The 26,781-nt window shown below is 57.4% G+C and carries 26 protein-coding genes; 15 read left to right on the plus strand and 11 right to left on the minus strand.

The features are described 5' to 3' along the window. Window positions 1–30 precede the first annotated feature (30 nt). The 5 genes from ACERY3_RS05570 to xthA are packed head-to-tail and all read right to left on the minus strand — an operon-like array spanning window position 31 to window position 4,825. On the minus strand, window positions 31–651 hold the full coding sequence (locus tag ACERY3_RS05570; RefSeq protein ID WP_373225252.1) for an ATP-binding cassette domain-containing protein: 621 nt from the start codon (window positions 649–651) through the stop codon (window positions 31–33). Beyond that, window positions 651–2,180, minus strand: a complete 1,530-nt coding sequence (locus ACERY3_RS05575) for a thiamine ABC transporter permease (protein ID WP_373225253.1) — start codon at window positions 2,178–2,180, stop codon at window positions 651–653. The genes ACERY3_RS05570 and ACERY3_RS05575 overlap by 1 nt, the downstream gene beginning before the upstream one ends. Next, complete coding sequence (locus ACERY3_RS05580; RefSeq protein ID WP_373225553.1) at window positions 2,153–3,313, minus strand: ABC transporter substrate-binding protein; 1,161 nt, start codon at window positions 3,311–3,313, stop codon at window positions 2,153–2,155. The genes ACERY3_RS05575 and ACERY3_RS05580 overlap by 28 nt, the downstream gene beginning before the upstream one ends. 15 nt (window positions 3,314–3,328) lie before the next feature. Next, complete coding sequence (locus tag ACERY3_RS05585; protein ID WP_058840798.1) at window positions 3,329–4,012, minus strand: TVP38/TMEM64 family protein; 684 nt, start codon at window positions 4,010–4,012, stop codon at window positions 3,329–3,331. A gap of 6 nt (window positions 4,013–4,018) precedes the next feature. Continuing rightward, entirely contained in the window at window positions 4,019–4,825 is an 807-nt protein-coding gene (xthA, locus tag ACERY3_RS05590; protein WP_058840797.1) for an exodeoxyribonuclease III, read from the minus strand. Window positions 4,826–5,258: 433 nt separating this feature from the next. Between xthA and ACERY3_RS05595 the strand changes: the two genes are divergently transcribed. The 7 genes from ACERY3_RS05595 to ves all read left to right on the plus strand — a co-directional run bounded on the left by ACERY3_RS05595 (window position 5,259) and on the right by ves (window position 12,970). Further along, the gene (locus ACERY3_RS05595; protein WP_373225254.1) at window positions 5,259–6,479 is read left to right on the plus strand and encodes an aspartate aminotransferase family protein; all 1,221 of its coding nucleotides are present in this window, start codon (window positions 5,259–5,261) and stop codon (window positions 6,477–6,479) included. Next, on the plus strand, window positions 6,476–7,510 hold the full coding sequence (gene astA, locus ACERY3_RS05600; RefSeq protein ID WP_023311275.1) for an arginine N-succinyltransferase: 1,035 nt from the start codon (window positions 6,476–6,478) through the stop codon (window positions 7,508–7,510). The genes ACERY3_RS05595 and astA overlap by 4 nt, the downstream gene beginning before the upstream one ends. Beyond that, window positions 7,507–8,994 (plus strand): succinylglutamate-semialdehyde dehydrogenase, encoded by a 1,488-nt coding sequence (gene astD / locus ACERY3_RS05605; protein ID WP_373225255.1) that lies wholly within the window; start codon window positions 7,507–7,509, stop codon window positions 8,992–8,994. Before astA ends, astD begins: the two co-directional genes overlap by 4 nt. Further along, entirely contained in the window at window positions 8,981–10,306 is a 1,326-nt protein-coding gene (gene astB / locus ACERY3_RS05610) for an N-succinylarginine dihydrolase (RefSeq protein ID WP_094935579.1), read from the plus strand. Before astD ends, astB begins: the two co-directional genes overlap by 14 nt. Window positions 10,307–10,316: 10 nt before the next feature. Further along, the gene (gene astE / locus ACERY3_RS05615; RefSeq protein WP_373225256.1) at window positions 10,317–11,282 is read left to right on the plus strand and encodes a succinylglutamate desuccinylase; all 966 of its coding nucleotides are present in this window, start codon (window positions 10,317–10,319) and stop codon (window positions 11,280–11,282) included. Window positions 11,283–11,620: 338 nt separating this feature from the next. Beyond that, window positions 11,621–12,115 carry an ATP-independent periplasmic protein-refolding chaperone Spy gene (spy, locus tag ACERY3_RS05620; RefSeq protein WP_023311279.1) on the plus strand — a complete coding sequence of 165 codons (495 nt, stop codon included), beginning with the start codon at window positions 11,621–11,623 and terminating at the stop codon, window positions 12,113–12,115. A 297-nt stretch (window positions 12,116–12,412) separates the two neighbouring features. Further along, the gene (gene ves, locus ACERY3_RS05625) at window positions 12,413–12,970 is read left to right on the plus strand and encodes an environmental stress-induced protein Ves (protein ID WP_023311280.1); all 558 of its coding nucleotides are present in this window, start codon (window positions 12,413–12,415) and stop codon (window positions 12,968–12,970) included. Here ves and cho read toward each other — a convergent pair. After that, on the minus strand, window positions 12,948–13,826 hold the full coding sequence (cho, locus tag ACERY3_RS05630; RefSeq protein WP_072196683.1) for an excinuclease Cho: 879 nt from the start codon (window positions 13,824–13,826) through the stop codon (window positions 12,948–12,950). The two genes, ves and cho, sit on opposite strands and share 23 nt — an antisense overlap. A 180-nt stretch (window positions 13,827–14,006) precedes the next feature. Further along, complete coding sequence (nadE, locus tag ACERY3_RS05635; protein ID WP_373225257.1) at window positions 14,007–14,831, minus strand: ammonia-dependent NAD(+) synthetase; 825 nt, start codon at window positions 14,829–14,831, stop codon at window positions 14,007–14,009. Window positions 14,832–15,063: 232 nt separating this feature from the next. On the opposite strand from nadE, the gene osmE reads away from it, so the two are divergent. From osmE to chbG, 7 genes are all read left to right on the plus strand, one after another. Next, entirely contained in the window at window positions 15,064–15,408 is a 345-nt protein-coding gene (gene osmE, locus ACERY3_RS05640) for an osmotically-inducible lipoprotein OsmE (protein ID WP_010430142.1), read from the plus strand. A gap of 281 nt (window positions 15,409–15,689) precedes the next feature. Continuing rightward, entirely contained in the window at window positions 15,690–16,007 is a 318-nt protein-coding gene (gene chbB / locus ACERY3_RS05645) for a PTS N,N'-diacetylchitobiose transporter subunit IIB (protein WP_008500676.1), read from the plus strand. 79 nt (window positions 16,008–16,086) lie between these two features. Then, complete coding sequence (chbC, locus tag ACERY3_RS05650; RefSeq protein WP_023311283.1) at window positions 16,087–17,445, plus strand: PTS N,N'-diacetylchitobiose transporter subunit IIC; 1,359 nt, start codon at window positions 16,087–16,089, stop codon at window positions 17,443–17,445. A gap of 47 nt (window positions 17,446–17,492) precedes the next feature. Beyond that, window positions 17,493–17,840, plus strand: a complete 348-nt coding sequence (gene chbA, locus ACERY3_RS05655) for a PTS N,N'-diacetylchitobiose transporter subunit IIA (protein ID WP_023311284.1) — start codon at window positions 17,493–17,495, stop codon at window positions 17,838–17,840. Then, window positions 17,837–18,688 (plus strand): transcriptional regulator ChbR, encoded by an 852-nt coding sequence (gene chbR / locus ACERY3_RS05660; RefSeq protein WP_265096908.1) that lies wholly within the window; start codon window positions 17,837–17,839, stop codon window positions 18,686–18,688. The genes chbA and chbR overlap by 4 nt, the downstream gene beginning before the upstream one ends. A gap of 109 nt (window positions 18,689–18,797) precedes the next feature. Further along, window positions 18,798–20,153: a 6-phospho-beta-glucosidase gene (locus ACERY3_RS05665; protein ID WP_240608451.1), complete on the plus strand. Its 1,356-nt coding sequence runs from the start codon at window positions 18,798–18,800 to the stop codon at window positions 20,151–20,153. Window positions 20,154–20,164: 11 nt separating this feature from the next. After that, window positions 20,165–20,914 carry a chitin disaccharide deacetylase gene (chbG, locus tag ACERY3_RS05670; protein ID WP_373225258.1) on the plus strand — a complete coding sequence of 250 codons (750 nt, stop codon included), beginning with the start codon at window positions 20,165–20,167 and terminating at the stop codon, window positions 20,912–20,914. Between the two features lie 95 nt (window positions 20,915–21,009). On the opposite strand, the gene katE is transcribed toward chbG, so the two are convergent. Further along, window positions 21,010–23,259 (minus strand): catalase HPII, encoded by a 2,250-nt coding sequence (gene katE, locus ACERY3_RS05675; RefSeq protein WP_373225260.1) that lies wholly within the window; start codon window positions 23,257–23,259, stop codon window positions 21,010–21,012. Between the two features lie 86 nt (window positions 23,260–23,345). Between katE and cedA the strand changes: the two genes are divergently transcribed. Beyond that, the gene (gene cedA / locus ACERY3_RS05680) at window positions 23,346–23,702 is read left to right on the plus strand and encodes a cell division activator CedA (protein WP_072196682.1); all 357 of its coding nucleotides are present in this window, start codon (window positions 23,346–23,348) and stop codon (window positions 23,700–23,702) included. 48 nt (window positions 23,703–23,750) lie between these two features. Here cedA and tcyP read toward each other — a convergent pair whose 3' ends face one another. The 3 genes from tcyP to hxpB all read right to left on the minus strand — a co-directional run bounded on the left by tcyP (window position 23,751) and on the right by hxpB (window position 26,633). Further along, window positions 23,751–25,142, minus strand: a complete 1,392-nt coding sequence (gene tcyP, locus ACERY3_RS05685) for a cystine/sulfocysteine:cation symporter (protein ID WP_008500667.1) — start codon at window positions 25,140–25,142, stop codon at window positions 23,751–23,753. Window positions 25,143–25,269: 127 nt separating this feature from the next. After that, window positions 25,270–25,860: a metal-dependent hydrolase gene (locus ACERY3_RS05690; RefSeq protein WP_373225261.1), complete on the minus strand. Its 591-nt coding sequence runs from the start codon at window positions 25,858–25,860 to the stop codon at window positions 25,270–25,272. Window positions 25,861–25,961: 101 nt separating this feature from the next. Then, the gene (gene hxpB, locus ACERY3_RS05695; protein WP_033145270.1) at window positions 25,962–26,633 is read right to left on the minus strand and encodes a hexitol phosphatase HxpB; all 672 of its coding nucleotides are present in this window, start codon (window positions 26,631–26,633) and stop codon (window positions 25,962–25,964) included. Window positions 26,634–26,781 lie beyond the last annotated feature (148 nt).

A 26,781-nucleotide genomic window follows, 5' to 3' on the forward strand; every position in this document is an offset into this window, starting at 1 on the left:
TCCGGAAACGGAAAACATTGCGTTAGCACATTATTGCCAGCGAGAAATCTCAATCAGCTTGCCGCCGGGCGGAATATCGTCCTCATCGTGCGTGACCAGCACCACCGGGATATTGCGCGCGCGGACGGCGTCAAAAACCCATGTCCGAAACGTCGTGCGCAGCGTTTTATCGAGGCGGCTGAACGGTTCGTCCAGCAGCAGCGCCTGCGGCTCTGCGAGCAGGGCCCGCAGCAGGCTGACCCGGGCACGCTCCCCGCCGGAAAGGGTGGCCGGATCGCTGGCGTAATGACCGCTCAGCCCGGCGGAATCCAGCGCCTGCTCGACCGCTTCCCGACGCGCGCGTCCGACGATGTGCTCAGGCAAGGCCAGCAGCAAATTTTGCCCGACGCTGAACGGTTCAAACAGCAGCGCGTCCTGAAAGAGAATGCCCAGCCCGCGTGATTCAACGGGAAGGCCGTCGCAGCGACGCGCGTCGAGCCACAGTTCGCCCCGCGCCTGGAAATCGTCTGACAGTGCGCCGATCATCCACGCAAAAAGGGTCGATTTGCCGCTGCCGGACGGCCCCATCAGGGTAACGATCTCCCCGCGAGGAACGCAAAAATTGACCTCGCGGAAAAGCGGTTCGATGGTGAGATCTTTTACCTTCAGCATTAACGTAATCCTTGACGGTATCGGCCCGCGAGCCGGGATAACAGGGCGGCAAGACCGAACACCGTGCCCGTGACCAGCAGTAATCCCAGCGCCCGGTTAGCGAGAACAGGGATGCTGCCCCCGCTGCTGAGCGCGACGGTTTCGGTAGTCAGCGTGGCGAAACGCCCCGCGCCAAGCCAGAGCGTCGGCATGTATTGCGCCATGCTGACGGAAAAACCAATGGCAAAGGCCAGCAGCGCCGGGCGCACCAGCAGGGGGCATTTCAGCAGTAAGAATATTTTTGCCCGTCGCCAGCCGAGCGTTCTGGCGGTAAGGATAAGCCGGGGATCGATTCGCCGCCAGGCGGGCTGCAGAACCAGCAGCATCCAGGGTAATACCCACAGCAGATGGCTCCAGAGCACGGCGGCATAGTTCCCGTCGAGTCCCAGACGCAATGCAATAAAGTATTGCCCGGTGACGAGCGGCAGCGCAGGAAGGGCGAGCGGTGACCACACCCACGCTGCGCCGCGCTGCGGTCCCCATTCCAGCCAGAGAAAAATGACGATGAGGGCGATCAGGCTCGACAGCAGGCCGAAGGAAAGGCTGGTCCCCACGGGGCCCGCGTCTCCCCCTTGCTCCTGCATCAGCAGTACCGCAGCGCACAGGACGCCGCACATGGGCAGTAACCCGCTGAATGCCCGCTCAGGCAGGGCGCGCTGAGACCTTCGGCGCGTTCCCGCGAGTTCCGGAATTGTGCGACGCCATGCCTTCCAGAGGCCGTATCCGAGGGCGGCCAGGGCGGCCAGCAGTACAAGGAGAAGCAGGCACAGCAGCATTCCTTTTGCCTGCTGCTGCGCGTCACCCTGGCTTAGCCACTGAAAGGCCAGCACGGCCAGGGTGGGCGGGTTGCCGGGCCCGAGAACGATCGCCACGTCCACGACCGAGAGCGACCATGCCAGCACCGCCAGCATCACCGCGCCGAGGACAGGCGCGATCGCCGGGAGGATCAGCCAGCTGAGCGTCTGATAACGCCCGTAGCCAAAGGTTTGCAGGACGATCTTCTGCTGCGCGAGCCGTTTTTCCGGCAGCACGGCGTAAATGGCCCACAGTACGAACGCGCTCTCTTTGACCGCGAGCGTCAGGCCCAGCCCGACGCCGTAGCGGTCAAACGGAGCCGTACAGACGGTACAGAGCTTATAAAACAGACCGCCCTCGGCAAACAGCAGCAACGCGCTGGTGGCGAAAGCCACATGGGGGATCGCCAGTAGCCACGGCAGCCGGGTCGTGAGGCGTCGCCAGCGTTGACCGGGCCACAAAAGGCAGACGAAGAAAAGGGCAATCAGCAATGCCCCCAGCGTGGCGATGAGCGTTGAGACCAGCGTGGTGACGGTCGCCTGCGGCAGCTGCGGATCGTTCAGCAGACGCTGCCAGTTTGTCGCAGAAAACGCCGGTGCGAACAGCATCACGCCGGCGGGCAGGATCGGCAGATAAATTACCGCCATCGCCAGCCAGACAAGCCCGCTCAGCGGGTGCCGTAACGACGCAGCCATTCCTGCTCCAGCGCGTTCACCCAGGCGGACTGTGGCTCTGCAAGCACCTGCGGCAGCCCCTGAGGCGTATGGGCCAGCAGCTGTTTCGCTTCCTCTTCGGGCAGCGCTTTCGCATCCAGGACGCTCGGGTCTCCCCAGATGGCCGGGTCGGCCTTGCGGATTTGCGCCTGCGGTGACAGCAGGAAATTAGCGACCACCTTTGCACCCGCGCTCGCGCTGGCATTGGCCGGGATAGCCACAAAATGGACGTTGCCGAGCATCCCGCTCTCAAAACCAAAGCTGTAGCTGTCGGCGGGCAGTTCGCCGCTCGCCACTTTCTGCTGCGCATGGGACGGGTTAAAGGTCAGCGACAGGTTCAGACTGCCGCTGGCAAGCAGGGCATCCATTCGGGCAGGTGAGGGAGGGAAATCTTTTCCTTCGCGCCACAGCAGCGGGTGCAGCTTATCGAGGTAGGCCCAGAGCGGTGCCGTAACCTCAGCAAACGTTGCATCGGGCGCTTTTTGTAACGCCTCAGGGCGATCGGTAAGCGTCAGCAGCTGCTGCTCCAGAAAGGCCGTGCCGGTAAAATCGGGCGGGCGAGGATAGCTGACCTTGCCCGGATGCTGCTGCGCGTACGCCAGCAGCGCCTGGGGATCCACCGGCGGCGTCGGCATGCTGGCTTTGCGGGCGATAAAGGTCAGCTGCGCGCCGCCCCACGGCGATTCCGCTCCGTCGGTTGGAATCGCAAAATCTTCCGTAACGGGTTTGCGGGTATCGACATAGCGCCAGTCTGGCAACGTCTGCGCCCATCCGGTTTGCAGCAGGTTCGCCTCTTTTAACGTGCGGAAGTTTTCGCCGTTGACCCACAGCAGGTCAACCGAGCCGTTGGCCTTACGCCCCGCGGCGGCTTCGGTCTGAATACGTTTTACCGCATCGGCGGCATCCGCCAGCGGGACGATTTTTAGGGTAATGGCGTAGTGCGTTTGCATCTCACCGCTGACCCACTCAAGGTAGCGGTTGACCGCCGGATCGCCGCCCCAGGCGTTAAACCAGACGGTCTGGCCTTTGGCCTGCTGTTGAATAGCGTGCCAGCTTTCGGCGGCACAGAGGGGGGCTGCCAGCAGCAGACCGGTCAGGAACGCGCAAAAACGCACACGGCGCATAATGCCTCACTTTTTAACAGACGGGAGATAACGGGAAAACAGCCGACGCGTCGCCAGCGGCAATAACCCCAATAGTGTAAAGGCGATTAGCATGCCCGGCGACAAAATATCGCGCAGCGACGCCACTTTCCCCAGCTCGTGCCCGGCGTTGAGAAAGACCACCGTCGCGGGCAGCATGGCGACCTGGCTGACCCACCAGTAGCGATATACGCCAATGCGGGTCAGCCCCATCAGCAAATTCACCAGGAAAAACGGGAACAGCGGCATCAGGCGCAGGGCAAAAAGATAGCCCGCGCCGTCATGCGCCATACCGGCGTTCACCGTTTTCATCTGCTGAGCAAACCGACGCTGGACCCATTCGCGCAGCAGATATCGGCTGGCGAGCATCGCAAGCGTGGCCCCGAGCGTGGAGGCAAACGAGACCAGCACGGTGCCTTCCAACAGGGGAAATAACGCCCCGCCCAGCAGGGTGAGGATCGCCGCGCCGGGGATCGACAGGGCGGAGACCGCCACATAGAGCGCAAAAAAGATCAGCGCGCTTCGCAGCGGCGCGTGGTTAACATGGGAGAGGAGTGCCTGCTGGTGGGTTTTAATCCCTTCCAGGGAGAGCGTGCCTGGAGGAAGCATGACAAACGTCAGAATAAATGCGCCCAGAAGGGCGCACAGGAAAAGTGTTTTTCGAATGTTCACGCGTCATTACAGCTTGAATTTAGCCCACACCGGCGCGTGGTCAGACGGTTTTTCCATGCTGCGGATCTCGTAGTCGATCCCGGTTTCGATGCAGCGCTCTGCCAGCGGCGAACTGGCGAGCAGCAGGTCGATACGCAGGCCACGGTTGTCGTCAAAGCCTTTTGAGCGGTAGTCAAACCACGAGAAGCGATCCTGCGTGTCCGGGTTGGCGGTACGGAAGGTATCCACCAGCCCCCAGTCCAGCAGGCGCTGCATCCACTCGCGCTCTTCCGGCAGGAAGGAGCATTTGCCGGTACGCAGCCAGCGTTTGCGGCTGTCTTCACCGATGCCAATATCCAGATCGGTCGGGCTGATATTCACATCACCCATGATCAGCACCGGATTGTCTTTGTTCAGTTCGGTGGTCAGGTAGTTCTGCAGATCCTGATAAAACTTGGCTTTGGCCGGGAATTTGGTCGGATGGTCGCGGCTTTCGCCCTGGGGAAAGTAACCATTAATCACGGTGATGTTACCCAGCGGGGAAGGCAGCTCCGCCATGATGATGCGGCGCTGTGCTTCTTCGCCGTCGCCGGGAAACCCGCGGCGGACTGAAACTGGCGTCTCTTTGGTCAACAGCGCAACGCCGTAATGGCCTTTCTGCCCATGATAGAAGACGTTGTAGCCGAGCTTCGCCACCTCTTCGAGGGGGAACATGTCGTCGTGAACCTTGGTCTCCTGCAGGCCGATCACATCTGGCTGATGTTGTTCAACGATAGCTTCAAGCTGATGGGGGCGGGCGCGCAGGCCGTTGATATTAAAAGAGACAAATTTCATAGTCGCTGCCAGTGCAAGGTGAATAGTGCATGGATGGTAGCAGAATTTGCGTCAACTGTTACCGGGTTCGGCCAATAACTGCGACAGATAATGCCGGTGGTGCAATATTTGCACCATTCTGACGCACATCGCCCTCAAACAGGGCGTAAATGACCGATAAATTTCGCGAGCGATCACAATTCCAGAATTATATTTGGCCCTTGCATACTCTTTCTGATTTTCATGCGGCAAAGCGCCGCTTGTCGTAAAAATATTCACTTTTTATGCACTAACAGTGAATAACTCCATATTGTAACTTATTGATATTCTGTTACCTCAACCCGTTTATGCAATTTTATCGCTGGCTGGCACGAAGGCTGCAATCTACATTCACAGTGCAAACACTCAATTATTTAACATTCAAATAACTTTTTATTTACCGGATGAGGTCGCTATGTCTCTGTCAATTACGCGTGAAAATTTCGATGAATGGATGATGCCGGTTTACGTTCCGGCGGCTTTTATTCCGGTTCGTGGGGAAGGCTCGCGCCTGTGGGATCAGCAGGGTAAAGAGTATATCGACTTTGCAGGTGGGATTGCGGTCAACGCGCTGGGTCATGCGCACCCTGCGCTGCGTCAGGCGCTGAATGACCAGGCGGCGAAGTTCTGGCATACCGGCAACGGCTTTACCAACGAACCCGCGCTGCGCCTGGCCAAAAAACTGATCGACGCGACGTTTGCCAAAAAGGTCTTTTTCTGTAACTCGGGGGCGGAAGCCAACGAAGCGGCGCTGAAGCTGGCGCGCAAATATGCGCACGATAAATTTGGTACCCACAAGAGCGGCATCGTGGCGTTTAAAAATGCCTTCCACGGGCGCACGCTCTTTACCGTCAGCGCGGGCGGCCAGCCTTCCTACTCGCAGGATTTCGCACCGCTGCCGCCGGATATCCGTCACGGTATTTATAACGATCTGCAGTCCGCCAGCGAGCTGATTAACGTCACCACCTGCGCGGTGATCGTCGAGCCGATGCAGGGCGAGGGCGGCGTGCTTCCGGCGCAAAAAGCCTTCCTGCAGGGGCTGCGCGAGCTGTGCGATCGCCACGACGCGGTTCTGATTTTCGACGAAGTGCAGACCGGCGTGGGCCGCACCGGCGAGCTGTATGCCTATATGCACTACGGCGTGACGCCGGACGTGCTGTCGACCGCCAAAGCGCTGGGCGGCGGCTTCCCGATTGGGGCGACGCTGACCACCGATAAATTCGCCAGCGTTATGACCGTAGGTACCCATGGCACCACCTACGGCGGCAACCCGCTGGCCACCGCCGTCGCCGGGCAGGTTCTGGACATCATTAACACGCCTGAGGTGCTGAAAGGCGTTAAGCAGCGTCACGACTGGTTTGTCGAGCGCCTGAATGCCATCAACGGCAAAACGGGGCTGTTTAAAGAAATTCGCGGTCTGGGGCTGTTAATCGGCTGCGAGCTCACCGCCGAGTTTGCCGGAAAAGCTAAACTTATTTCACAGGAAGCGGCAAAAGTGGGCGTGATGGTGCTGATTGCCGGTGCCAACGTGGTGCGTTTTGCGCCGGCGCTGATCGTCAGCGAGGAAGAGGTGCAAACCGGTCTAGACCGTTTTGCGCTGGCGTGTGAAAAAGTGAAATCCGGGGTGTCATCATGATGGTCATCCGTCCCGTTGAGCGCGGCGATCTCGCCGGGCTCATGCAGCTTGCCGGTAAGACGGGAGGCGGGCTGACCTCGCTTCCTGCCGATGAAAAAACGCTGTCGGCGCGCATTGAGCGCGCCCTGCAAACCTGGCAGGGGACGTTGCCAAAAAGCGAACAGGGGTATGTGTTCGTGCTGGAAGACACCGACACGGGGACCGTGGCCGGGATCTGCGCCATTGAAGTGGCCGTCGGGCTTAACGACCCGTGGTACAACTACCGCGTCGGCACCATGGTTCACGCCTCGAAAGAGCTGAACGTCTATAACGCGCTGCCCACGCTGTTCCTCTGTAATGACCACACGGGCGCCAGCGAGCTGTGCACGCTGTTCCTCGACCCGGCGTGGCGCAAAGAGGGCAACGGCTATCTGCTCTCCAAATCGCGCTTTATGTTTATGGCCGCCTTCCGCGATCGCTTTAACGAAAAAGTGGTCGCAGAGATGCGCGGCGTGATCGACGACACCGGCTACTCGCCGTTCTGGGAGAGCCTGGGCGAGCGCTTCTTCTCGATGGAGTTCAGCCGGGCGGACTATCTCTGCGGCACCGGCCAGAAAGCCTTTATCGCCGAACTGATGCCGAAGCATCCTATCTATACCCATTTCCTCAGCCCGGAAGCGCAGGCGGTGATTGGCGAAGTCCATCCGCAAACCGCGCCCGCCCGCGCGGTGCTGGAGAAAGAGGGGTTCCGCTACCGGAACTATGTCGACATCTTTGACGGCGGCCCAACGCTTGAGTGCGATATCGACCGCGTGCGCGCGATCCGTAAAAGCCGTCTGGTTGAGGTCTCTGAAGGTCAGCCCGCGCCGGGTGACTGGCCCGCCTGTCTGGTGTCGAACGAAAATTACGCCAACTTCCGCGCCATGCTGGTGCGTACCAACCCGAAATGTGAACGTCTGGTGCTGACGGCTGCAGAACTGGATGCCCTGAAATGTAACGCCGGCGATACGGTTCGCCTGGTGCGTCTCTGCCCTGAGGAGAAAACAGCATGACATTATGGATTAACGGTGACTGGGTCACGGGCGAAGGCGAAGAGCGCGTAAAGACCAATCCGGTTGGAAAAGAGGTGCTCTGGAAGGGGCATGACGCCAGCGCCGCGCAGGTGGAACAAGCCTGCCAGGCCGCGCGCCGCGCGTTTCCTGCGTGGGCAAAACAGCCTTTCGCCGTGCGTCAGGCGATTGTGGAAAAGTTTGCCGGGCTGCTGGAGGCAAACAAGGCCGAACTGACGCGCATCATCGCGTCTGAAACCAGCAAGCCGCGCTGGGAAGCGACAACCGAAGTGACGGCGATGATCAACAAAATCGCCATTTCGGTCAAGGCGTACCACACCCGTACCGGCGAACAGCACACCGACATGCCGGACGGCGCGGCCACGCTGCGCCACCGTCCCCACGGCGTGCTGGCGGTGTTTGGCCCGTATAACTTCCCGGGGCATCTGCCGAATGGCCATATTGTGCCTGCGCTGCTGGCGGGCAATACCGTTATTTTCAAACCGAGCGAGCTCACGCCATTCACCGGCGAGGCGGTGGTTAAGCTGTGGGAACAGGCCGGCCTGCCGCCGGGCGTGCTGAACCTGGTGCAGGGCGGGCGGGAAACCGGTCAGGCGCTGAGCGCGCTGAGCGATATCGACGGCCTGCTGTTTACCGGCAGCGCCGGTACGGGCTATCAGCTGCACCGCCAGCTGGCAGGGCAGCCGGAGAAAATCCTGGCGCTGGAGATGGGCGGCAACAACCCGCTGATTGTGGAAGACCCTGACGATATCGACGCCGCGGTGCACCTGACAATTCAGTCCGCCTTTATTACCGCCGGACAGCGCTGCACCTGTTCCCGCCGTCTGCTGGTCAAGCGCGGCGCGCAGGGGGATGCCTTCCTGAAGCGTCTGGTAGAAGTGAGCGCGCGTCTGGTGCCTGCCGCGTGGGATGCCGATCCGCAGCCGTTTATCGGCGGGCTGATTTCCGAACAGGCCGCGCTGAACGTGCTGAAGGCCTGGCAGGACCACGTCGCGCGCGGCGCGAAAACCCTGCTGGAGCCGAAGCAGGTTCAGCCGGGTAGCTCGCTGCTGACGCCGGGCATTGTAGAAATGAGCGGCGCGAGCAACGTGCCGGATGAAGAGGTCTTTGGCCCGCTGCTGTGCGTCTGGCGTTACGACGATTTCGATGCGGCCATTGCGATGGCGAACAACACCCGCTACGGCCTGTCGAGCGGGCTGATTTCGCCGCATCGCGAGAAGTTTGACCAACTGCTGCTGGAAGCGCGCGCCGGGATTGTGAACTGGAATAAACCGCTGACCGGGGCCGCGAGCACCGCGCCGTTCGGCGGCGTGGGCGCGTCGGGCAACCATCGCGCCAGCGCGTGGTATGCCGCCGATTACTGCGCGTGGCCGATGGCGAGCCTGGAAACCCCTGCGCTGACGCTGCCGGAGACGCTTAATCCGGGGCTGGATTTTACCGGAGGGGATCGTCATGAAAGCGCGTGAGGTTAACTTTGACGGGCTGGTGGGGCTGACGCACCACTATGCCGGTCTCTCTTTTGGTAATGAAGCCTCGACGAAGCACCGTTTTCAGGTCTCCAACCCGAAGCTGGCGGCGAAGCAGGGGCTGCTAAAAATGAAGGCGCTGGCGGATGCCGGTTTCCCACAGGCGGTGATCCCGCCGCAGGAACGCCCGAACGTGGCGGTCCTTCGTCAGCTCGGCTTTAGCGGTACCGATGAGCAGGTCGTCGAAAAAGCGGGTACGCAGACGCCGCACCTGCTCTCCGCGGCAAGCTCCGCCTCCTCGATGTGGGTGGCAAACGCGGCGACCGTCGCGCCGTCAGCCGACACGCTGGATGGCAAAGTTCATCTGACGGTGGCGAACCTGAACAATAAATTCCACCGCGCCACCGAAGCGGAAACCACCGAGCGCGTGCTGCGCGCCATTTTCAACCATGACGCCCATTTTGAGGTGCATCAGGCCCTGCCGCAGGTGGCGATGTTTGGTGACGAAGGCGCGGCCAACCATAACCGCCTGGGGGGCGACTATGGCGACCCGGGCCTGCAGCTGTTTATCTACGGGCGAGAAGAGGGGGGCCACGCCGCGCCAACCCGTTATCCTGCTCGTCAGACGCTGGCGGCCAGCCAGGCGGTTGCGCGCCTGAACCAGGTCAATCCTTCCCAGGTGGTTTTTGCCCAGCAAAACCCGCATGTGATTGACCAGGGCGTTTTCCATAACGACGTGATTGCCGTTTCTAACCGCCAGGTGCTGTTCTGCCACGAGCAGGCGTTTGCCCATCAGGAGAAGCTGCTCGCCACGCTGCATGAGCGCGTGCGCGGCTTCACGCCAGTCCAGGTGCCCACGGAGGCGGTGAGCGTGCAGGACGCGGTAGAAACCTATCTGTTCAATAGCCAGCTGCTGAGCCGTGACGATGGCAGCATGATGCTGGTCCTGCCGCAGGAGTCCCGGGATCATAAAGGCGTGTGGCGCTACCTGACGGAGCTGGTCAAGGCCGATAACCCGATTGACGAACTGCGCGTGTTTGACCTGCGCGAAAGCATGGCCAACGGCGGTGGTCCCGCCTGTTTACGTCTGCGCGTGGTCCTGACCCAGGACGAAATGCAGGCGGTGAACCCGGCGGTCATGATGAACGATACGCTCTTTACGCGGCTGAATGACTGGGTCGACCGCTACTATCGCGATCGTCTGACGCAGGCGGATCTGGTTGACCCGCAGCTTCTGCGTGAAGGGCGCGAGGCGCTGGACGCGTTATCGACAATCCTGCAGCTGGGATCGGTTTACCCGTTCCAGCGCTAAAGGAGTGGATATGGAAAATTTACTGGCGCTGACCCTGTCCGATGAGACGCCGGAACAGAAAGAGGGGGACGGCCCCTCATTTCGCTGGCGGTGGCTGGGGCGCGGGGTGCTTGAACTGACGCCGACCGTAAAAAGCGATCTCTCGCTGCTGCTTTCAACGGGTATCCACGGGAATGAAACCGCGCCCGTCGAGATTGTTGATCTGCTGCTGCGTGCGCTGTATCGCAATGAGATCGAACTAAAGTGCCGCGTGCTGGTGGTGCTCGGCAATCCTCCTGCGCTGGCGCAAAACAAACGGTATCTGGTGAGCGACATTAACCGCATGTTTGGCGGCCGCTGGTCGCAGTTTCCGCAGAGCGATGAAACGGCGCGGGCTGAGTGGCTGGAGAACGTCGTGACCGCGTTTTTTGCCGTCGCGGGGCCGGGGCGCTGGCATCTGGATCTGCATACGGCAATCCGCGCGTCTTACCACGTTCGCTTCGGCGTTCTGCCGCAGCGCAGTCAGCCGTGGGATGAAGCGTTCCTGAGCTGGCTGGGTGACGCCGGGCTGGAGGCGCTGGTATTTCATCAGTCGCCGGGCGGAACGTTTACCCATTTCACCTGTGAACGTTTCGCTGCGCTGTCCTGCACGCTGGAACTGGGAAAAGCGCTGCCGTTCGGCCAGAACGATCTGACCCGCTTTGCGCCTACGCATCTCGCCCTTCGGGCGCTGCTAGGAGGAACGGCTCCCGAGCACGCGCATCAGCCCGTTGAGCGGTATCGGGTCGTACAGCAGATCACGCGCCGCAGCGATGCCTTCCAGCTCCATATGGCCGCGCACACCCTGAACTTCACCCCGTTCCGCAAAGGGGCGCTGCTGGCTGAGGATGGCGAGGAACGTTACGAGGTGCAGAACACCACCGAGTATGTCTTATTCCCTAACCCCACCGTCGCGTTTGGCCTGCGGGCCGGGCTGATGCTGGAAAAAATATCCTGAACCTTTCCCCTCCCATCATCCGGGTGGGGGAAGTAAAAAACTTTTCTTAACGATTAAAGCGCTTGCGCTTGTTTTGCAGAATATTCCTGGTGAATTGCTTTATTATTGATCTTCACTTCGCTATACTTCTGCTTAATCTCTTTAAAATCATCCTGTTAAATATTTTTTGTTGCAACTCTCCACGCTTTATCCTTATTTCCTCCACATTTGGCGAAAATTTGTTTTTTACACTTTCATTGTTTTACCGTTGCTCTGACTAATTGACGATAAACCCCGTAAAGTTAATCTCGTCAACACGGCATAGCGCCGAAGAATAACTGAAAGAAAGGAAATAAATTATGCGTAAGTTTACTGCACTGTTTGTTGCTTCTACCCTGGCTCTGGGCGCTACCAGCATGGCGTTCGCCGCAGATACTGCGACCACTACAACTGCCGCGCCTGCTGAAGGCAAAATGATGATGCATCATAAAGGTCCGGGTATGCACAACGAGATGATGATGTTTAAGGATCTCAACCTGACGGATGCCCAGAAGCAGCAGATCCGCGACATCAGAAAAGGCGAACGCGACCAGATGAAACGTCCTCCGCTTGAAGAGCGTCGTGCGATGCATGACATCATCGCCAGCGACAGCTTCGATAAGGCGAAAGCCGAAGCGCAGATCGACAAAATGGCCGAGCAGCACAAAGCCCGCATGCTGGCTCACATGGAAACCCAGAACAAGATCTACAACATTCTGACACCGGAACAGAAAAAGCAATTTAATGCGAATTTTGAGAAGCGTCTGACAGAACGTCCGGCGATGGAAGGTAAAATGCCAGCACCAACCGAATAATCGGTTCACACTCTTAAGACCGCCGGGATCCTGTCCACAAAAGCGCAACCGCTGTGGACAGGACCGGCGGTTTTTCTTTCCTGCCCTCTTGCCTGCCGCCGCCAGCGCGGTATCCTCCTGTAGTCGCTTCAGAGAATGTTTGCAGAGTCATGGCGTTAGAATTTTTATTAACGTTCCGCTAAGGCCTGCCCGCTCTGCTGCCGATACTGTTTCTGTGAATACCCAACGATAACAAACAAGACAGCAACGATAGCGATATCCTTGCCCTGGCACGGGTTGTGCCATTCAGGAGTGGTGATGGAGTTCTTTGATATCCGTAAGATGCCGGTCAGCCTCTGGCGCAATGGTGCTGGCGAAACGCGTGAGATTTGCTGCTTCCCTCCCGCGACGCGCGATTTTCACTGGCGCGCCAGTATCGCGACGATTGCCAGCAACGGCGAATTCTCCTCGTTTCCCGGTGTTGACCGGGTGATTACCTTGCTGGAAGGGGGAGAGGTGACGCTGGACGCGGGTCAGGCGTTCTCCCATACCCTCAAGCATCATCAGCCCTACAGTTTTGCCGGCGACTTGCCGGTGAAAGCGCTGCTTTCAGATGGGCGGATGGCGATGGACTTTAACATCATGACCCGGCGCGACTGCTGCCGGGCGAAGGTGCGCGTTGCTGACCGAACCTTCACCACCTTTGGCTCACGCGGGGGCGTGGTGTTCGTGCTAAGCGGGGCGTGGCAGCTGGGCGATAAATTGCTGACGGCCGATCAGGGTGCCAGCTGGGAGGAGGGTACCCATACGCTGCGTCTGCTGGAGGCTCAGGGCACCTTATTGTTCAGCGAAATCACGTGGCTGCCGGGTCATTGAGCACAATGATCTCAAACTTTCCTGCCAGGACCGGTTTGCAGAGAATTTTGTAGCCATCGTGGTCAAATCCGGCGGGCGTGCGCAGCAGGGTTGCCGCGTCGTTGATGTCGTCGACGGCGCCCAGCCAGAGCCAGTTGTTGACGATGTGATACTGGGTCATGGCCTCGCCCACTTCTTTTAGCGCAACGGCGCTTTCCCAGGGCCAGCAGTTCACGCTGATGGCCGCCAGACCGGTGAGAAGCCGGGCGTGATGCGCCTCAACGCTCTCTTTCCCGCAGCACGCACCGGCGCAGCGCTTCAGCGCGGATCGAAAACAGGCGCGTCCGCGGGTGGTTGCCTCCAGACCTAAAAGGCTGTAGCAAAGCTGTAAATCGTCCGCCAGCGTCTGCAGCGCCTGGAGCGCGGCGCGTTTATTGGCGAATAGCCCATAGAGATTCGGGGCATGAGAAAAATCGACGTCGCGCGCGTAGACGACCTGCGGCCTGCCATCGTTTATCTGCAGCGAGCAGAGCTGACGGTTGCGGCGCAGGCGCTTATTGAACAACGGCTGTTGTTCTTTTATCAACCGCGCCTCCAGCAACAGCGCGCCCATTTCTCCCGCCGTCTGGAACCAGGAAATGCGTCGCGACTGGCGCAGCATGGCGGCCTCGTCAGGCGTACGCAGATGGGATAACACCCGACTGCGAATGTTAACGCTCTTGCCGATATAGAGCGGCAGGGTGTCGCTTTCACCGTGAAAGATGTACACGCCCGGCTGTTTAGGCAGCGCCTCAAGCCAGGGGCGAAGGTGCTCGGGATATTCGTAGATAGCCGCCGCTTCAAATTCAAGACGCGGGGCGGATTGACGCCTGCTCACATACTGCTCCATATACTGTTCAGGCATACAGTGTAGCAGGAGTGTGGTGGTTAAAAAAGAGCCGGGTGGGGGCTACGCCTTACCCGGCCAGGACGTGCGGCCTGATGCCCTCACCCCAACCCTCTCCCACGGGAGAGGGCGCAAACACTAAAAACGGTAACCTAGGTTACCGTTTTGCGTTTATTTCCAGAAGTCGTCAAACACCGTAATTGGCGTGTGGCGCTTGTGCTCGGTTTTCAGATACCAGCCTTCGATGATTTTCGCGGTACCTTCATCCAGCTTTTTGCCTTCCAGATAATCATCAATGTTGTCATAGGTGACGCCAAGGGCCGCTTCATCCGGCAGGGAAGGGCGATCGTCTTCAAGGTCCGCTGTCGGCGCTTTCTTATAAAGATGCTCAGGACAGCCCAGCGCGGCCAGCAGCTGCTTACCCTGACGCTTGTTGAGACGGAAGATCGGGTTAATGTCGGTGCCGCCGTCGCCGTATTTGGTGAAGAAACCGGTGATCGCTTCTGCCGCATGATCGGTGCCGACCACAACGCCTTTGGTCATCCCGGCGATGCTGTACTGCGCTTTCATGCGCTCGCGGGCCTTCTCGTTGCCGCGAACAAAATCGCTCAGCTCAATGCCCGCTTCGCGAAGCGCCTGCTCGCTTGCCAGCACCGAGCCCTTAATATTCACGGTGAGCACGCGGTCAGGCTGAATGAAGGCAATGGCATCCTGGCAATCCTGCTCGTCCGCCTGTACGCCATAAGGAAGACGTACCGCGATAAACTGCAGTGTCTCATCGCCCGTCTCTTCGCGAAGCTCTGAAATCGCCATCTGGCAGAGTTTACCGGTCAGGGTAGAGTCCTGGCCGCCGCTGATGCCCAGCACCAGGGATTTCAGGAAAGCGTTCTTTTTTAAGTACGATTTTAAAAAATCCACGCTGCGGCGGATCTCTTCATGTGCATCTACCCTAGGCTTCGCGCCCAGTGCCTGAATAATCTCTTGTTGCAGAGCCATCACGCCCTCCATATGCAGTACATAAACAGAATGTGTTAGCTGTTAAAACTAACCCTTTGGGCGAGAAACGACAAGGATCACAGTTTCGAGTGCGCTAATTTGCGCCGATTTAGCAGGTTATCGTTGTTTTATTAGAATTTTCCGAAATTCGTCTGGCGTAACTCACAAAGTTGAACAATAGTACTTTTTATCCCATGCTTAGATAACACGCTGATAAACAAGAGGACGGAATATGAACAAGAACGTAGCAGGAATTCTTAGCGCAGCGGCGGTACTGACTATGCTGGCAGGGTGTACGGCTTACGATCGCACTAAGGATCAGTTTACGCAGCCCGTAGTAAAAGACGTTAAAAAAGGGATGACCCGTTCGCAGGTGGCTGCGATTGCCGGTAAACCTTCTTCTGAAGTGACCATGATTCATGCGAAAGGGACCTGCCAGACCTATATCCTGGGTCAACGTGATGGTAAGGCAGAAACCTACTTCGTCGCCCTGGATGATACCGGTCATGTGATCAACTCCGGCTATCAGACCTGTGCTGAATACGATACCGATCCTCAGGCACCTAAGGCGCAGTAACCCTGCTTGCCTGAGGATGTTAACAAACCGGCCCATGGGCCGGTTTTTTTATGCATCAGAAAATCTTATTTCTTTGCGCGAATTATTTGCCCGAAATGTGAAGGGAGTCAACAAGCCAGGTCAATGAGAGACAATTTGAGCCTATCCAGAATTATCCCCTGTCTGTACCATTGCGTATACTCACTCCAACGATAAACAACAGTACGCAAGCTACCTGTCTGCCGGGACAGCGAGTCGAGTGATAGCGCGATGGCAGGTAGTCATACAAGAGGGAAATCACGATGGAAAAGAAACATATCTACCTGTTCTGCTCAGCGGGCATGTCAACGTCGCTTCTGGTGTCAAAGATGCGTGCGCAGGCTGAAAAGTATGAAGTCCCTGTGGTGATTGAAGCGTTTCCAGAGACGCTGGCGGGCGAAAAAGGCCAGACAGCCGATGTTGTTTTACTGGGGCCGCAAATTGCCTATATGTTGCCCGAAATTCAACGACTGTTACCGAATAAACCGGTCGAAGTGATCGACTCGGGGCTGTACGGCAAAATTGATGGTTTAGGTGTTCTTAAAGCTGCTGTGGCAGCCATTAAAAAAGCTGCTAATTAATTTTTATTTTTCCCGTCAAAGAGTTATTTCACACACAATACGCCGTAACATGCGTTACGGCATTTAAGGGTATTTTCCTATGAGTAAAGTCATCGCTTCACTTGAAAAGGTACTCCTTCCTTTTGCTGTTAAAATAGGAAAGCAGCCTCACGTTAATGCCATCAAAAACGGCTTTATTAAATTAATGCCGTTGACGCTGGCCGGGGCCATGTTCGTTTTAATTAACAACGTTTTTCTGAGCTTTGGTGAAGGTTCCTTCTTTTATTCATTAGGAATTCGGTTAGACGCTTCCACTATTGAAACCCTTAATGGTTTTAAAGCCATTGGCGGCAACGTCTATAACGGTACGTTAGGGATTATGTCGCTGATGGCGCCTTTCTTTATTGGGATGGCACTGGCAGAAGAGCGTAAAGTGGATCCGCTGGCTGCCGGGTTATTATCCGTTGCCGCCTTTATGACCGTAACGCCTTATAGCGTGGGCGAAGCCTATGCCGTTGGCGCCAACTGGCTGGGCGGGGCCAACATCATCTCCGGTATTGTTATCGGCCTGGTGGTGGCAGAAATGTTCACCTTTATTATCCGCCGCAACTGGGTTATCCGCCTGCCGGATAGCGTACCGGCTTCCGTTTCTCGTTCATTTTCCGCGTTGATTCCAGGCTTCATTATTCTCTCCATCATGGGGATTATCGCCTGGGCGCTCTCCCACTGGGGCACTAACTTCCACCAGATCATCATGGACTCTATCTCTACGCCGCTGGCGTCGATGGGTGGCGTGGTCGGTTGGGCGTATGTGATTTTCACTTCTCTGCTGTGGTTCTTCGGCGTGCATGGTTCACTGGCACTGGCCGCGCTGGACAGCGGGATTATGACCCCCTGGGCACTGGAAAACGTTGCGCTTTACCAGCAGTACGGCTCCGTTGACGCGGCGCTGGCAGCGGGTAAAACCTTCCATGTGTGGGCGAAGCCGATGCTTGACTCCTATATCTTCCTGGGCGGTACCGGGGCGACCTTGGGTCTGATCATCGCGGTCTTTATTGTCTCTCGTCGTGCTGACTACCGTCAGGTCGCGAAGCTGGCGCTGCCATCAGGCATCTTCCAGATTAACGAACCGATTCTGTTCGGTCTGCCAATCATCATGAACCCGGTAATGTTCATTCCATTCATCCTGATTCAGCCGCTGCTGGCCGCGATCACCCTGACGGCGTATTACATGGGCATCATTCCACCGGTCACCAACATTGCGCCGTGGACCATGCCGGCGGGCCTGGGCGCCTTCTTCAACACCAACGGTAGCGTCGCGGCCTTCCTGCTGGCGATATTCAACCTCGGGATTGCCACCCTGTTGTACATGCCGTTCGTGGCGATTGCCAACAAAGCCGCCACCATTATTGATGAAGAAGAGAGCGAAGAGGATATTGCCCTCTCACTGAAATTCTAAGATTGACCGGCGCGGGGAAGCCCGCGCCAGCCACAAGGAGCTTAAACATGTTAGATTTGGATAGTATTGTCGCAGACGAAGCCGTCGAGAACGATCTCGAAGAAGTGGTGATGGGGCTTATCATCAACTCCGGACAGGCACGCAGCCTGGCCTATGCCGCACTGAAGCAGGCCAAGCAGGGAGATTTCGCCGCCGCGAAAACCATGATGGACCAGTCCCGCACGGCGCTCAACGAAGCGCACCTGGTGCAGACAAAGCTGATTGAAGGCGATCAGGGCGAAGGGAAGATGAAGGTCAGCCTGGTGCTGGTCCACGCGCAGGATCACCTGATGACCTCGATGCTGGCGCGTGAGCTGGTGGCGGAGCTCATTGAGCTTCACGAGAAAATGCACTGAGTCGGTTTTCGCAGCAGGAGGTCAGCACGATGGAAATTAAAACCGCACTTGAACAGCAGCTGTTTAACGGCAAAAATTTTCACGTGGTTATCTACAACAAGACGGAGAGCGCCAGCGGTCTGCACCAGCATGACTACTACGAGTTCACGATTGTTCTGACCGGCCGCTATTACCAGGAGATCAACGGTAAGCGCGTTCTGCTTGAGCGAGGGGATTTTGTCTTCCTGCCGATGGGGTCTTATCACCAGAGCTTTTACGAATTTGGTGCCACCCGCATTCTGAATGTTGGCGTCAGCAGACGCTTCTTTGAGAAGCACTATCTGCCGCTGGTGCCGTTCTGCTTTGTGGCCTCCCAGGTCTATCGGGTCAAAAACGAGTTCATGACCTGGATTGAAACGGTTATCGCCTCGCTTAACTTCCGCGACAATGAATTTGATGAGTTTATTGAAACGGTGACCTTCTACGTGATGAACAGGCTGCGCCATCATCGTGAGGAGCAGCAGGTGACGGATGATATTCCACAGTGGCTGCGCAGCACCGTTGAGCTGATGCACGATAAAGGCCAGTTCAGCGAAAATGCGCTGGAAAATATGGTGTCACTGTCGGGAAAATCCCAGGAATATCTGACCCGCGCGACGCAGCGCTATTATCGTAAAACACCCGTGCAAATTATTAATGAAATCCGCATTAATTTTGCAAAGAAACAGCTGGAAATTACCAACTATTCTGTCACCGATATTGCGTACGAGTCAGGATACAGCAGTCCCAGCCTGTTTATTAAGACCTTTAAGAAATTGACTTCATTCACACCGAACAGTTACCGGAAGAATTTAACGGTAATTAATTAACTTTCGGCGGATTACCCGCCACAAATATTGCTTTAATGGCTTGCCCAAATAGCGGGAAGAGTACGCTATACCTTGCAGGCGATTAACCTGATACGCTAAGGGAGATATTATGCAGAAGAAATTAAAAGTCGTAACCATTGGTGGCGGCAGCAGCTATACCCCGGAATTACTGGAAGGTTTTCTGAAACGTTACCATGAATTACCGGTCAGCGAATTATGGCTGGTGGACGTTGAGGAAGGTCAGGAAAAGCTGAATATTATTTTCGACCTGTGCAAGCGCATGGTGGAGAAAGCCGGCGTGCCTCTGACCGTGCATAAAACCCTCGACCGCCGTCTGGCGCTGAAAGATGCTGATTTCGTGACTACCCAGCTGCGCGTCGGCCAGCTGAAGGCGCGCGAGCTGGACGAGCGTATCCCGCTGAGCCACGGCTATCTCGGGCAGGAGACCAACGGCGCGGGCGGCCTGTTCAAAGGCCTGCGTACCATCCCGGTGATTTTCGACATCGTCAAAGACGTACAGGAGATCTGCCCGAACGCGTGGGTGATTAACTTCACCAACCCGGCCGGGATGGTGACCGAGGCGGTCTATCGTCATACCGGTTTCAAACGCTTTATCGGCGTCTGTAATATTCCGATTGGTATGAAGATGTTTATCCGCGACGTGCTGGCGCTGAACGACAGCGACGATCTCTCCATCGACCTGTTCGGCCTGAACCACATGGTATTCATTAAAGACGTGATCGTGAACGGAAAATCGCGCTTTGCCGAACTGCTGGACGGCGTAGCTTCCGGTCGCCTGACGGCGGCATCGGTGAAAAACATCTTTGACCTGCCGTTCAGCGAAGGGCTGATCCGCTCGCTGAACCTGCTGCCGTGCTCGTACCTGCTTTACTACTTTAAGCAGAAAGAGATGCTGGCTATCGAAATGGGCGAGTACTATAAGGGCGGCGCGCGAGCGCAGATCGTTCAGAAAGTCGAGAAGCAGCTGTTTGATTTGTATAAAGATCCGAACCTGAACGTCAAACCGAAAGAGCTGGAGCAGCGCGGCGGGGCCTACTACTCCGATGCGGCGTGCGAGGTGATTAACGCCATCTACAATGACAAGCAGGCGGAACACTACGTTAACGTGCCGCACCACGGCCATATCGACAATATCCCGGCGGACTGGGCGGTCGAAATGACCTGCATCCTGGGACGCGAAGGCGCTAAACCGCATCCACGCATCACCCACTTCGATGATAAGGTCATGGGCCTGATCCACACCATCAAAGGCTTTGAAGTGGCGGCAAGCAACGCGGCGCTGAGCGGCGAGCTCAATGACGTGCTGCTGGCGCTGAACCTCAGCCCGCTGGTGCATTCCGACCGCGATGCGGAGCAGCTGGCCAGCGAGATGATCCTGGCGCATGAAAAATGGTTGCCGAACTTTGCCGCCACGATCGAGAAGCTGAAGTTCAAACACCACTGAGAGGACGCACAATGGAAAACCTGCTGATCGTTAATGCTGATGATTTTGGCCTCTCGAAAGGTCAGAACTACGGCATTATTGAAGCCTGTCGCCGGGGTGTTGTGACCTCGACCACGGCAATGGTTAATGGTGAGGCGGTTGAACACGCGGCGCACCTGAGCCGCGAGGTGCCGGAGCTGGGCGTCGGCATGCATTTTGTGCTGACGCTCGGGATGCCGCTTTCGCCCATGCCGGGCCTGACGCGCGACGGCCAGCTGGGCAAATGGATTTGGGAACTGGCGGAGCAGGGCGTTCTGCCGCTCGAAGAGATTGCCCGCGAGCTGGAGTGTCAGTTCAACCGCTTTGTTGACGCCTTTGGTAAGGCACCCACGCACATCGACAGCCATCATCACGTGCACGTGATCCCGGCGATTTTCCCCATTGTCGCTGAGTTTGCAAAGCGCAAAGGCGTGGCGATGCGCGTGGATCGAGAGGCGCGCGGCGTTCCCGACTGCGACGTGACCACCACAGAGGGGTTCAGCAGCGCATTTTACGGCGACGAGATCGACGAAGCGCTGTTCCTTAAGGTGCTGGATGATTCCAGCGCGCGGGGGGAACGGTCGCTGGAGGTCATGGCGCATCCTGCTTTTGTCGATAACACCGTGCGGAAAAGCGCCTACTGCTGGCCTCGCCTGGCGGAGCTGGACGTGCTCACATCGGCGTCGCTGAAGAATGCGATTGCCGAGCGTGGGTATCGGTTGGGGACGTTCAGGGAGCTGTAAGAGTTGCCGGGTGGCGGCTTCGCCTTACCCGGCCTACGAATTACAAAACCAATCGAAATGTAGGCCGGGTAAGTGCAAGCGCCACCCGGCTTTTTTTACGCCGGGATCTGATCAATCTTGCTGCTGCGCGACCACACTCTGTGCGCGGCGAGCAAATCAAACAGCTTCGTCATAAAGGCATCGTCAACGTTGTCTCCCTCGACAATGCCGTCCTCACCCTGATCGGCCACCTTCAGCTGCGCCTTAAACCGTCGCGCGTCGCCGGACAGCGCGATCGGTTTCAGGTGCTTGTAGGCTTCCAGCAGATAATACACCGCGTCACCGTTGGTCAGCAGGCTGTCTATATCCCCGCACGGCACGATCACCGCGTCAACGGTCAGCGATGGCGCCCCGGCAAAGGTTGCCGCCACCGGCAGCACGGAGCCGTCATCGGCGGTCACTTCCCCCATGCGGGAATAAAGCAGTTTCGCATGCACGCCCTGGGTTTTCAGCGCCTGCATAATCCCCAGCACGTCGCTGGCGCGGGTTTTGTCGTTCAGCAGGATGGCGACCACGCGGCCTTTAATCGAGCCACCCGGCACGGCATACAGGCTCAGCGACGGATCTTTCTTCACGCCGTTAACCTCTTTAGGCGGGGCAAGGTTGCGCTGCTCGTCGGTCAGCGTAATGCCCAGGTTATCCGCAACGCTATGGGCGAGCTGAATATCAATGCGCGCCAGCTGATCGACGACCCGCTCGCGGATGTAGGTACGCACCACTTTGCTCAGCTCAAAGCTGAAGCCGCCGATAATGTGCTGTTGCTCAATCGGCGTCTGGCTGTTCCAGAACAGGCGAGGATGGGCGTAATACTCGCCGAACGACGGGCTGCGCTCGCGAATTTTGTTGCCGTCGATACGCTCCTGGTACGATTCGAATCCACCGCGTTTCGGCGCCGGAGGCGTTTCGCGCGGCCAGTTATCGTTGATGGAGTTCGGCTCATAGTTCGCCGGATTGGTATCAATATCCTGACGGTGCATCCCGTCGCGCTGGAAATTGTGGTATGGGCAGGTTGGGCGGTTAATCGGAATTTCGTGGAAGTTCGGCCCGCCCAGACGGCTGATCTGCGTATCGGTATACGAGAACAAACGTCCCTGCAGGAGCGGATCGTTGGTGAAGTCCAGCCCCGGCACGATATGCCCCGGGTGGAACGCGGCCTGTTCGTTTTCGGCGAAGAAGTTATCCGGGTTGCGGTTGAGCACCATTTTACCCACCAGCTGAACCGGCACCAGCTCTTCCGGGATCAGCTTCGTCGGGTCAAGCAGGTCGAAATCGAACTTAAATTCGTCCTCTTCCGGAATGAGCTGCAGGCCCAGCTCGTACTCCGGGAAGTCGCCCGCTTCGATGGACTCCCACAGCTCGCGGCGATGGAAGTCCGGATCGCGCCCGGTCAGCTTTTGCGCCTCGTCCCACACCAGCGAGGCTTTACCCGCCACCGGCTTCCAGTGGAAACGGACGAACGTGGCTTTACCCTCGGCGTTGATCAGACGGAAGGTGTGGATGCCAAAGCCTTCCATGGTGCGATAGCTGCGCGGAATGCCGCGGTCTGACATCGCCCACATCACGTTGTGTAAGGTTTCAGGCTGCAGGGAGACGTAGTCCCAGAAGGTGTCGTGCGCGCTTTGTCCCTGCGGTATGGCCCAGTGGGGCTCCGGTTTTACCGCATGGACAAAGTCAGGAAATTTATGCGCGTCCTGAATGAAGAACACCGGGGTGTTATTGCCCACCAGATCGAAAATACCCTCTTCGGTATAAAACTTGGTGGCAAAGCCGCGGATATCCCGGACGGTATCTGCCGAACCCGCGCCGCCCTGCACGGTGGAGAAGCGCACAAATACCGGAGTGATTTTGTCCGGGTCGGAGAGGAAATCCGCTTTGGTGATCGCTTTCAGGCTCTTATAGGGCTGGAAGTAGCCGTGCGCAGCGGAACCGCGCGCGTGGACGATGCGTTCCGGTATCCGCTCGTGGTCGAAATGGGTGATTTTTTCCCGCAGGATAAAGTCTTCCAGCAGGGTTGGCCCGCGCGCGCCTGCGCGAAGGGAGTTCTGATCGTCAGCAATGCGCACGCCCTGATTGGTGGTCAGCGCAAAACCTTCGCCGCCTTTACGGTGCGGCTCAAGCGATTTCAGCTTCTCGTTTCCCGTGTCCGGTGATTTCATGCTTCCCGGTGCGGTAGGCTGTTCGCCCGGTGCAGAGGGACCAGGGGAGGGGCGGTGAGAGCCGTCAGCAGGGGCGAGAGAGTCCATACCCGGTTGAGATTCCTCAGTGCCATGAATCGGTGATTGATGTGTTTTATCTTTGTTCGACATTGCACGCTTCTCCTTTATCCATTGCTAAAAACCCTATTAAGGATAGAACAATGTCGCGAGATGGCTCGCGAACTAAGAGTTTTCACATGCCGTCATTGACGAAAGGAGCCTTCTCGCCCACTCGGGGCGCGACGGAAGGCAGCAGGATCGGCTATCATAGAATTTTCCTGCTTCAAGAATTTGCTTTAGTGAACCAGTCGCTTATGAAACCTCTTCGTCAACAAAACCGCCAGGTTATTAGCTATGTGCCCCGCGTTGAGCCCGCGCCGCCTGACCATGCCCTGAAAGTGGAGGGTTTTCGCGATGTCTGGCAGCTGCGGGGAAAATACGTGGCCTTTGTGCTGATCGGCGAACATTTCCGCCGCTCGCCCACGTTTACCGTGCCGGAGTCAGCGCAACGGTGGGCGATGCAGATCCGCCAGGATGAAGAGGTTGAGGAATAACAGCCATAAAAAAACCGCCATCAGGCGGTTTTTTTATTTCTACCGTGATTAACGGTGCGCCAGCTCGGCGTCGTCTTCACTTTCCAGAATCGCTTTGTCGGTCTGCTTCAGCCACTGGCTGGTCAGCGTACCGGCGGTCATGGAGCCGCTCACGTTCAGCGCGGTACGGCCCATGTCGATCAGCGGTTCAACGGAGATCAGCAGCGCGACCAGCGTCACGGGCAGACCCAGCGCAGGCAGCACAATCAGCGCGGCGAAGGTTGCGCCACCGCCAACACCCGCAACGCCTGCGGAGCTGACGGTAACAATCCCGACCAGCGTGGCGATCCAGACCGGATCCAGCGGGTTAATCCCAACGGTAGGGGCAACCATCACCGCCAGCATCGCCGGGTACAGACCCGCACAGCCGTTCTGACCAATGGTGGCACCAAAGGAGGCAGAGAAGCTGGCGATGGATTCAGGCACGCCCAGACGACGGGTTTGCGCTTCAACGTTCAGCGGAATAGACGCGGCGCTGGAACGGCTGGTGAAGGCAAAGGTCAGTACCGGCCAGACTTTACGGAAGTATTTCAGCGGGCTGACGCCGTTTACGCCCAGCAGGATGCCGTGCACCACGAACATAATGCCCAGACCCAGATAAGAGGCGACAACGAAGCTGCCCAGCTTAATGATGTCCTGTAGGTTAGAGCCGGCAACCACTTTGGTCATCAGCGCCAGCACGCCGTAAGGCGTCAGCTGCATCACCAGACGCACCAGCTTCATCACCCAGCTTTGCAGGGTATCAATCGCGGTCAGCACGCGTTCGCCTTTAGGCGCGTCGTCTTTCAGCAGCTTCAGCGCCGCTACGCCCAGGAACGCGGCGAAAATAACCACGCTGATGATCGAGGTTGGGCTCGCACCGGTCAGGTCAGCAAACGGGTTCTTAGGAATGAAGGAGAGCACCATCTGCGGCACGGTCAGGTCAGCCACTTTACCAACGTAGTTGGTTTGAATCGCGGTAAGACGCGCCGTTTCAGCGGTACCCTGAACCAGACCTTCTGCGGTCAGGCCAAACAGGTTGGTGACCAGCACACCCACCAGCGCGGCAATCAGCGTGGTGAACAGCAGCGTACCAATGGTCAGGAAGCTGATTTTTCCCAGCTGCGTGGCGTTATGCAGGCGGGCCACGGCGCTCAGAATAGAGGCGAACACCAGCGGCATAACGATCATCTGCAGCAGCTGGACATAGCCGTTACCGACGATGTTGAACCACTGAATGGAATCTTTCAGAACTGGATTATCGGAGCCATAAATTGCCTGTAATGCCAGACCAAATACGACACCCATGGCCAGACCAACCAGCACTTTTTTCGCCAGGCTCCACTGTTTGTGGCGCGCCTGCGCGAGGAGCAATAGCAATACAACGAACACAACGACGTTCGCGATGAGTGGAAAATTCATCCCCGTTCTCCTGATTTATTATTGGGTCGGTTTTTACCGATCCTGTTGGCGGAAGGTTAGCAGAAGTGTGATGTAGCGCTTATATCCAAATGGAATGGGTTATGACAAATGGGATGATTTTGTCGGTTTACTGTTCAATCTGGTGATGAATAAAGCGATTGAACTGAAATTGCAGCGAATTAATCATCTGGGATGACCAGCGAACTGCACTGTTTTCGGGCAAGGTTTGCGGCATCCAGACGGCATAAGCAAAAAGCGCCATGCACAATACGCGCTCAAGCTGGTTGCCTTTCTGCGGTGCGAGGATCGGAAAACGGAAACGCCAGCGGCAGGGCCAAAGCAGCGGCACGCCCGCAGGCGTCAGCATATCGGCGAGAATATGGCTTAAATAGCCCAGCACCATCCCCTGGATGGCATCGGCGGGGACTATCCAGCTTTCGGGCACCTTCAAATAGAAAAGCGTCAGCAGGCCAAACACGGCCAGCAGGCTGTGCGTAAACCCCCGGTGGCCGAACGCGCGGGCGATGGGTTTCGACACCCACTTCAGGCGTTGTCCGAGGAAGGACTTGGGGTGGTCAATGTCGGGCAGCAGACAGGTCAATACGGCGGAAGGGACAATATGCCACCAGTCCTCCTGTGCCAGCACGGGAGTGAGTTCAGCGTTTTTGGCAAATACTGCGCACGCAATAGAAAAAAGCAGGTGGCCTTCCGCCGTCATGATAAAACCCACAAAACTGTCAATTCATACAGTATAGGGTTTTTATACAGTAGGCGGAAGAGGTGACGGTGTAACTGTTTGTCACAAACCGGAGAAGGGCGTTAACCGCCCTGCAGATGATGCGCCGTGAGTTCTGCCAGCGAGTTAAGCTTCACGTCGGCGAGGGCAAACCGGGGGTCGTGACGGCCTTCTTCAGCGGGCACCACAATGGAGCGCATCCTTGCAGCCTTCGACGCCACCATACCGTTAACGGAATCTTCCAGCGCAACGCAGTTGAGGGGATCCAGGCCCAGCTTTGCGGCGCAGTCCAGATAGACCTGCGGGTGCGGCTTGCTGTAAGGCAATTTTTCAGCGGACGCCAGCGCGTCGAAACTGTCGCGCAGTTCAAACATCGTGAGCACTTTTTCCAGCATATGCAGCGGTGAAGCCGAGGCCAGTCCGACCTTCAGCCCCTGGGCTTTACACAGCGCGACGGCCTCACGTACGCCGGGCAGCAGCGGCCTGTTCTCTTCCACCAGTGAAATGGCGCGGCTGATAATGCGTGCGGTCACCTCATCGCGATTGGGACCTACCCAAGGCTGTTGGGCAAACCACAGGTCAACCACCATATCGATGCGCAGGCCCAGCGTATCGGGAAGTTCATTACGGCGGCTGATATCCACGCCCAGGCTGGCCATAACGTCCAGTTCGGCGCGATCCCACAGCGGTTCGGAATCGATCAGTAATCCATCCATGTCAAAAATTGCGGCAAGAATTTGGCGCGGTGTCGACATCACAACGTCTCCTTATCCAGGGTGTTCGACAGACGATACGTGCTAAGCACACTCTGCAATTTAGCATATTGCTTTTAAAGAGCGGGCGAAATTGATGACCAGCAGGTAGACTTAGGCACAAATAACGCGTCTTTATGAAGAGGAACTG

The organism is Enterobacter cloacae complex sp. ESBL7 (genome assembly GCF_041679625.1).
GTDB lineage: Bacteria > Pseudomonadota > Gammaproteobacteria > Enterobacterales > Enterobacteriaceae > Enterobacter > Enterobacter asburiae_B.

Excerpts from the sequence above, each read along its gene's own strand:
- ACERY3_RS05570 (WP_373225252.1), bottom strand. The coding sequence starts at position 651 with ATGCTGAAGGTAAAAGATCTCACCATCGAACCGCTTTTCCGCGAGGTC.
- ACERY3_RS05575 (WP_373225253.1), bottom strand. The coding sequence starts at position 2,180 with ATGGCTGCGTCGTTACGGCACCCGCTGAGCGGGCTTGTCTGGCTGGCG.
- xthA (WP_058840797.1), bottom strand. The coding sequence starts at position 4,825 with ATGAAATTTGTCTCTTTTAATATCAACGGCCTGCGCGCCCGCCCCCAT.
- ACERY3_RS05595 (WP_373225254.1), top strand. The coding sequence starts at position 5,259 with ATGTCTCTGTCAATTACGCGTGAAAATTTCGATGAATGGATGATGCCG.
- astA (WP_023311275.1), top strand. The coding sequence starts at position 6,476 with ATGATGGTCATCCGTCCCGTTGAGCGCGGCGATCTCGCCGGGCTCATG.
- astD (WP_373225255.1), top strand. The coding sequence starts at position 7,507 with ATGACATTATGGATTAACGGTGACTGGGTCACGGGCGAAGGCGAAGAG.
- astB (WP_094935579.1), top strand. The coding sequence starts at position 8,981 with ATGAAAGCGCGTGAGGTTAACTTTGACGGGCTGGTGGGGCTGACGCAC.
- astE (WP_373225256.1), top strand. The coding sequence starts at position 10,317 with ATGGAAAATTTACTGGCGCTGACCCTGTCCGATGAGACGCCGGAACAG.
- spy (WP_023311279.1), top strand. The coding sequence starts at position 11,621 with ATGCGTAAGTTTACTGCACTGTTTGTTGCTTCTACCCTGGCTCTGGGC.
- ves (WP_023311280.1), top strand. The coding sequence starts at position 12,413 with ATGGAGTTCTTTGATATCCGTAAGATGCCGGTCAGCCTCTGGCGCAAT.
- nadE (WP_373225257.1), bottom strand. The coding sequence starts at position 14,831 with ATGGCTCTGCAACAAGAGATTATTCAGGCACTGGGCGCGAAGCCTAGG.
- osmE (WP_010430142.1), top strand. The coding sequence starts at position 15,064 with ATGAACAAGAACGTAGCAGGAATTCTTAGCGCAGCGGCGGTACTGACT.
- chbB (WP_008500676.1), top strand. The coding sequence starts at position 15,690 with ATGGAAAAGAAACATATCTACCTGTTCTGCTCAGCGGGCATGTCAACG.
- chbC (WP_023311283.1), top strand. The coding sequence starts at position 16,087 with ATGAGTAAAGTCATCGCTTCACTTGAAAAGGTACTCCTTCCTTTTGCT.
- chbA (WP_023311284.1), top strand. The coding sequence starts at position 17,493 with ATGTTAGATTTGGATAGTATTGTCGCAGACGAAGCCGTCGAGAACGAT.
- ACERY3_RS05665 (WP_240608451.1), top strand. The coding sequence starts at position 18,798 with ATGCAGAAGAAATTAAAAGTCGTAACCATTGGTGGCGGCAGCAGCTAT.
- chbG (WP_373225258.1), top strand. The coding sequence starts at position 20,165 with ATGGAAAACCTGCTGATCGTTAATGCTGATGATTTTGGCCTCTCGAAA.
- katE (WP_373225260.1), bottom strand. The coding sequence starts at position 23,259 with ATGTCGAACAAAGATAAAACACATCAATCACCGATTCATGGCACTGAG.
- cedA (WP_072196682.1), top strand. The coding sequence starts at position 23,346 with ATGCCGTCATTGACGAAAGGAGCCTTCTCGCCCACTCGGGGCGCGACG.
- tcyP (WP_008500667.1), bottom strand. The coding sequence starts at position 25,142 with ATGAATTTTCCACTCATCGCGAACGTCGTTGTGTTCGTTGTATTGCTA.
- ACERY3_RS05690 (WP_373225261.1), bottom strand. The coding sequence starts at position 25,860 with ATGACGGCGGAAGGCCACCTGCTTTTTTCTATTGCGTGCGCAGTATTT.
- hxpB (WP_033145270.1), bottom strand. The coding sequence starts at position 26,633 with ATGTCGACACCGCGCCAAATTCTTGCCGCAATTTTTGACATGGATGGA.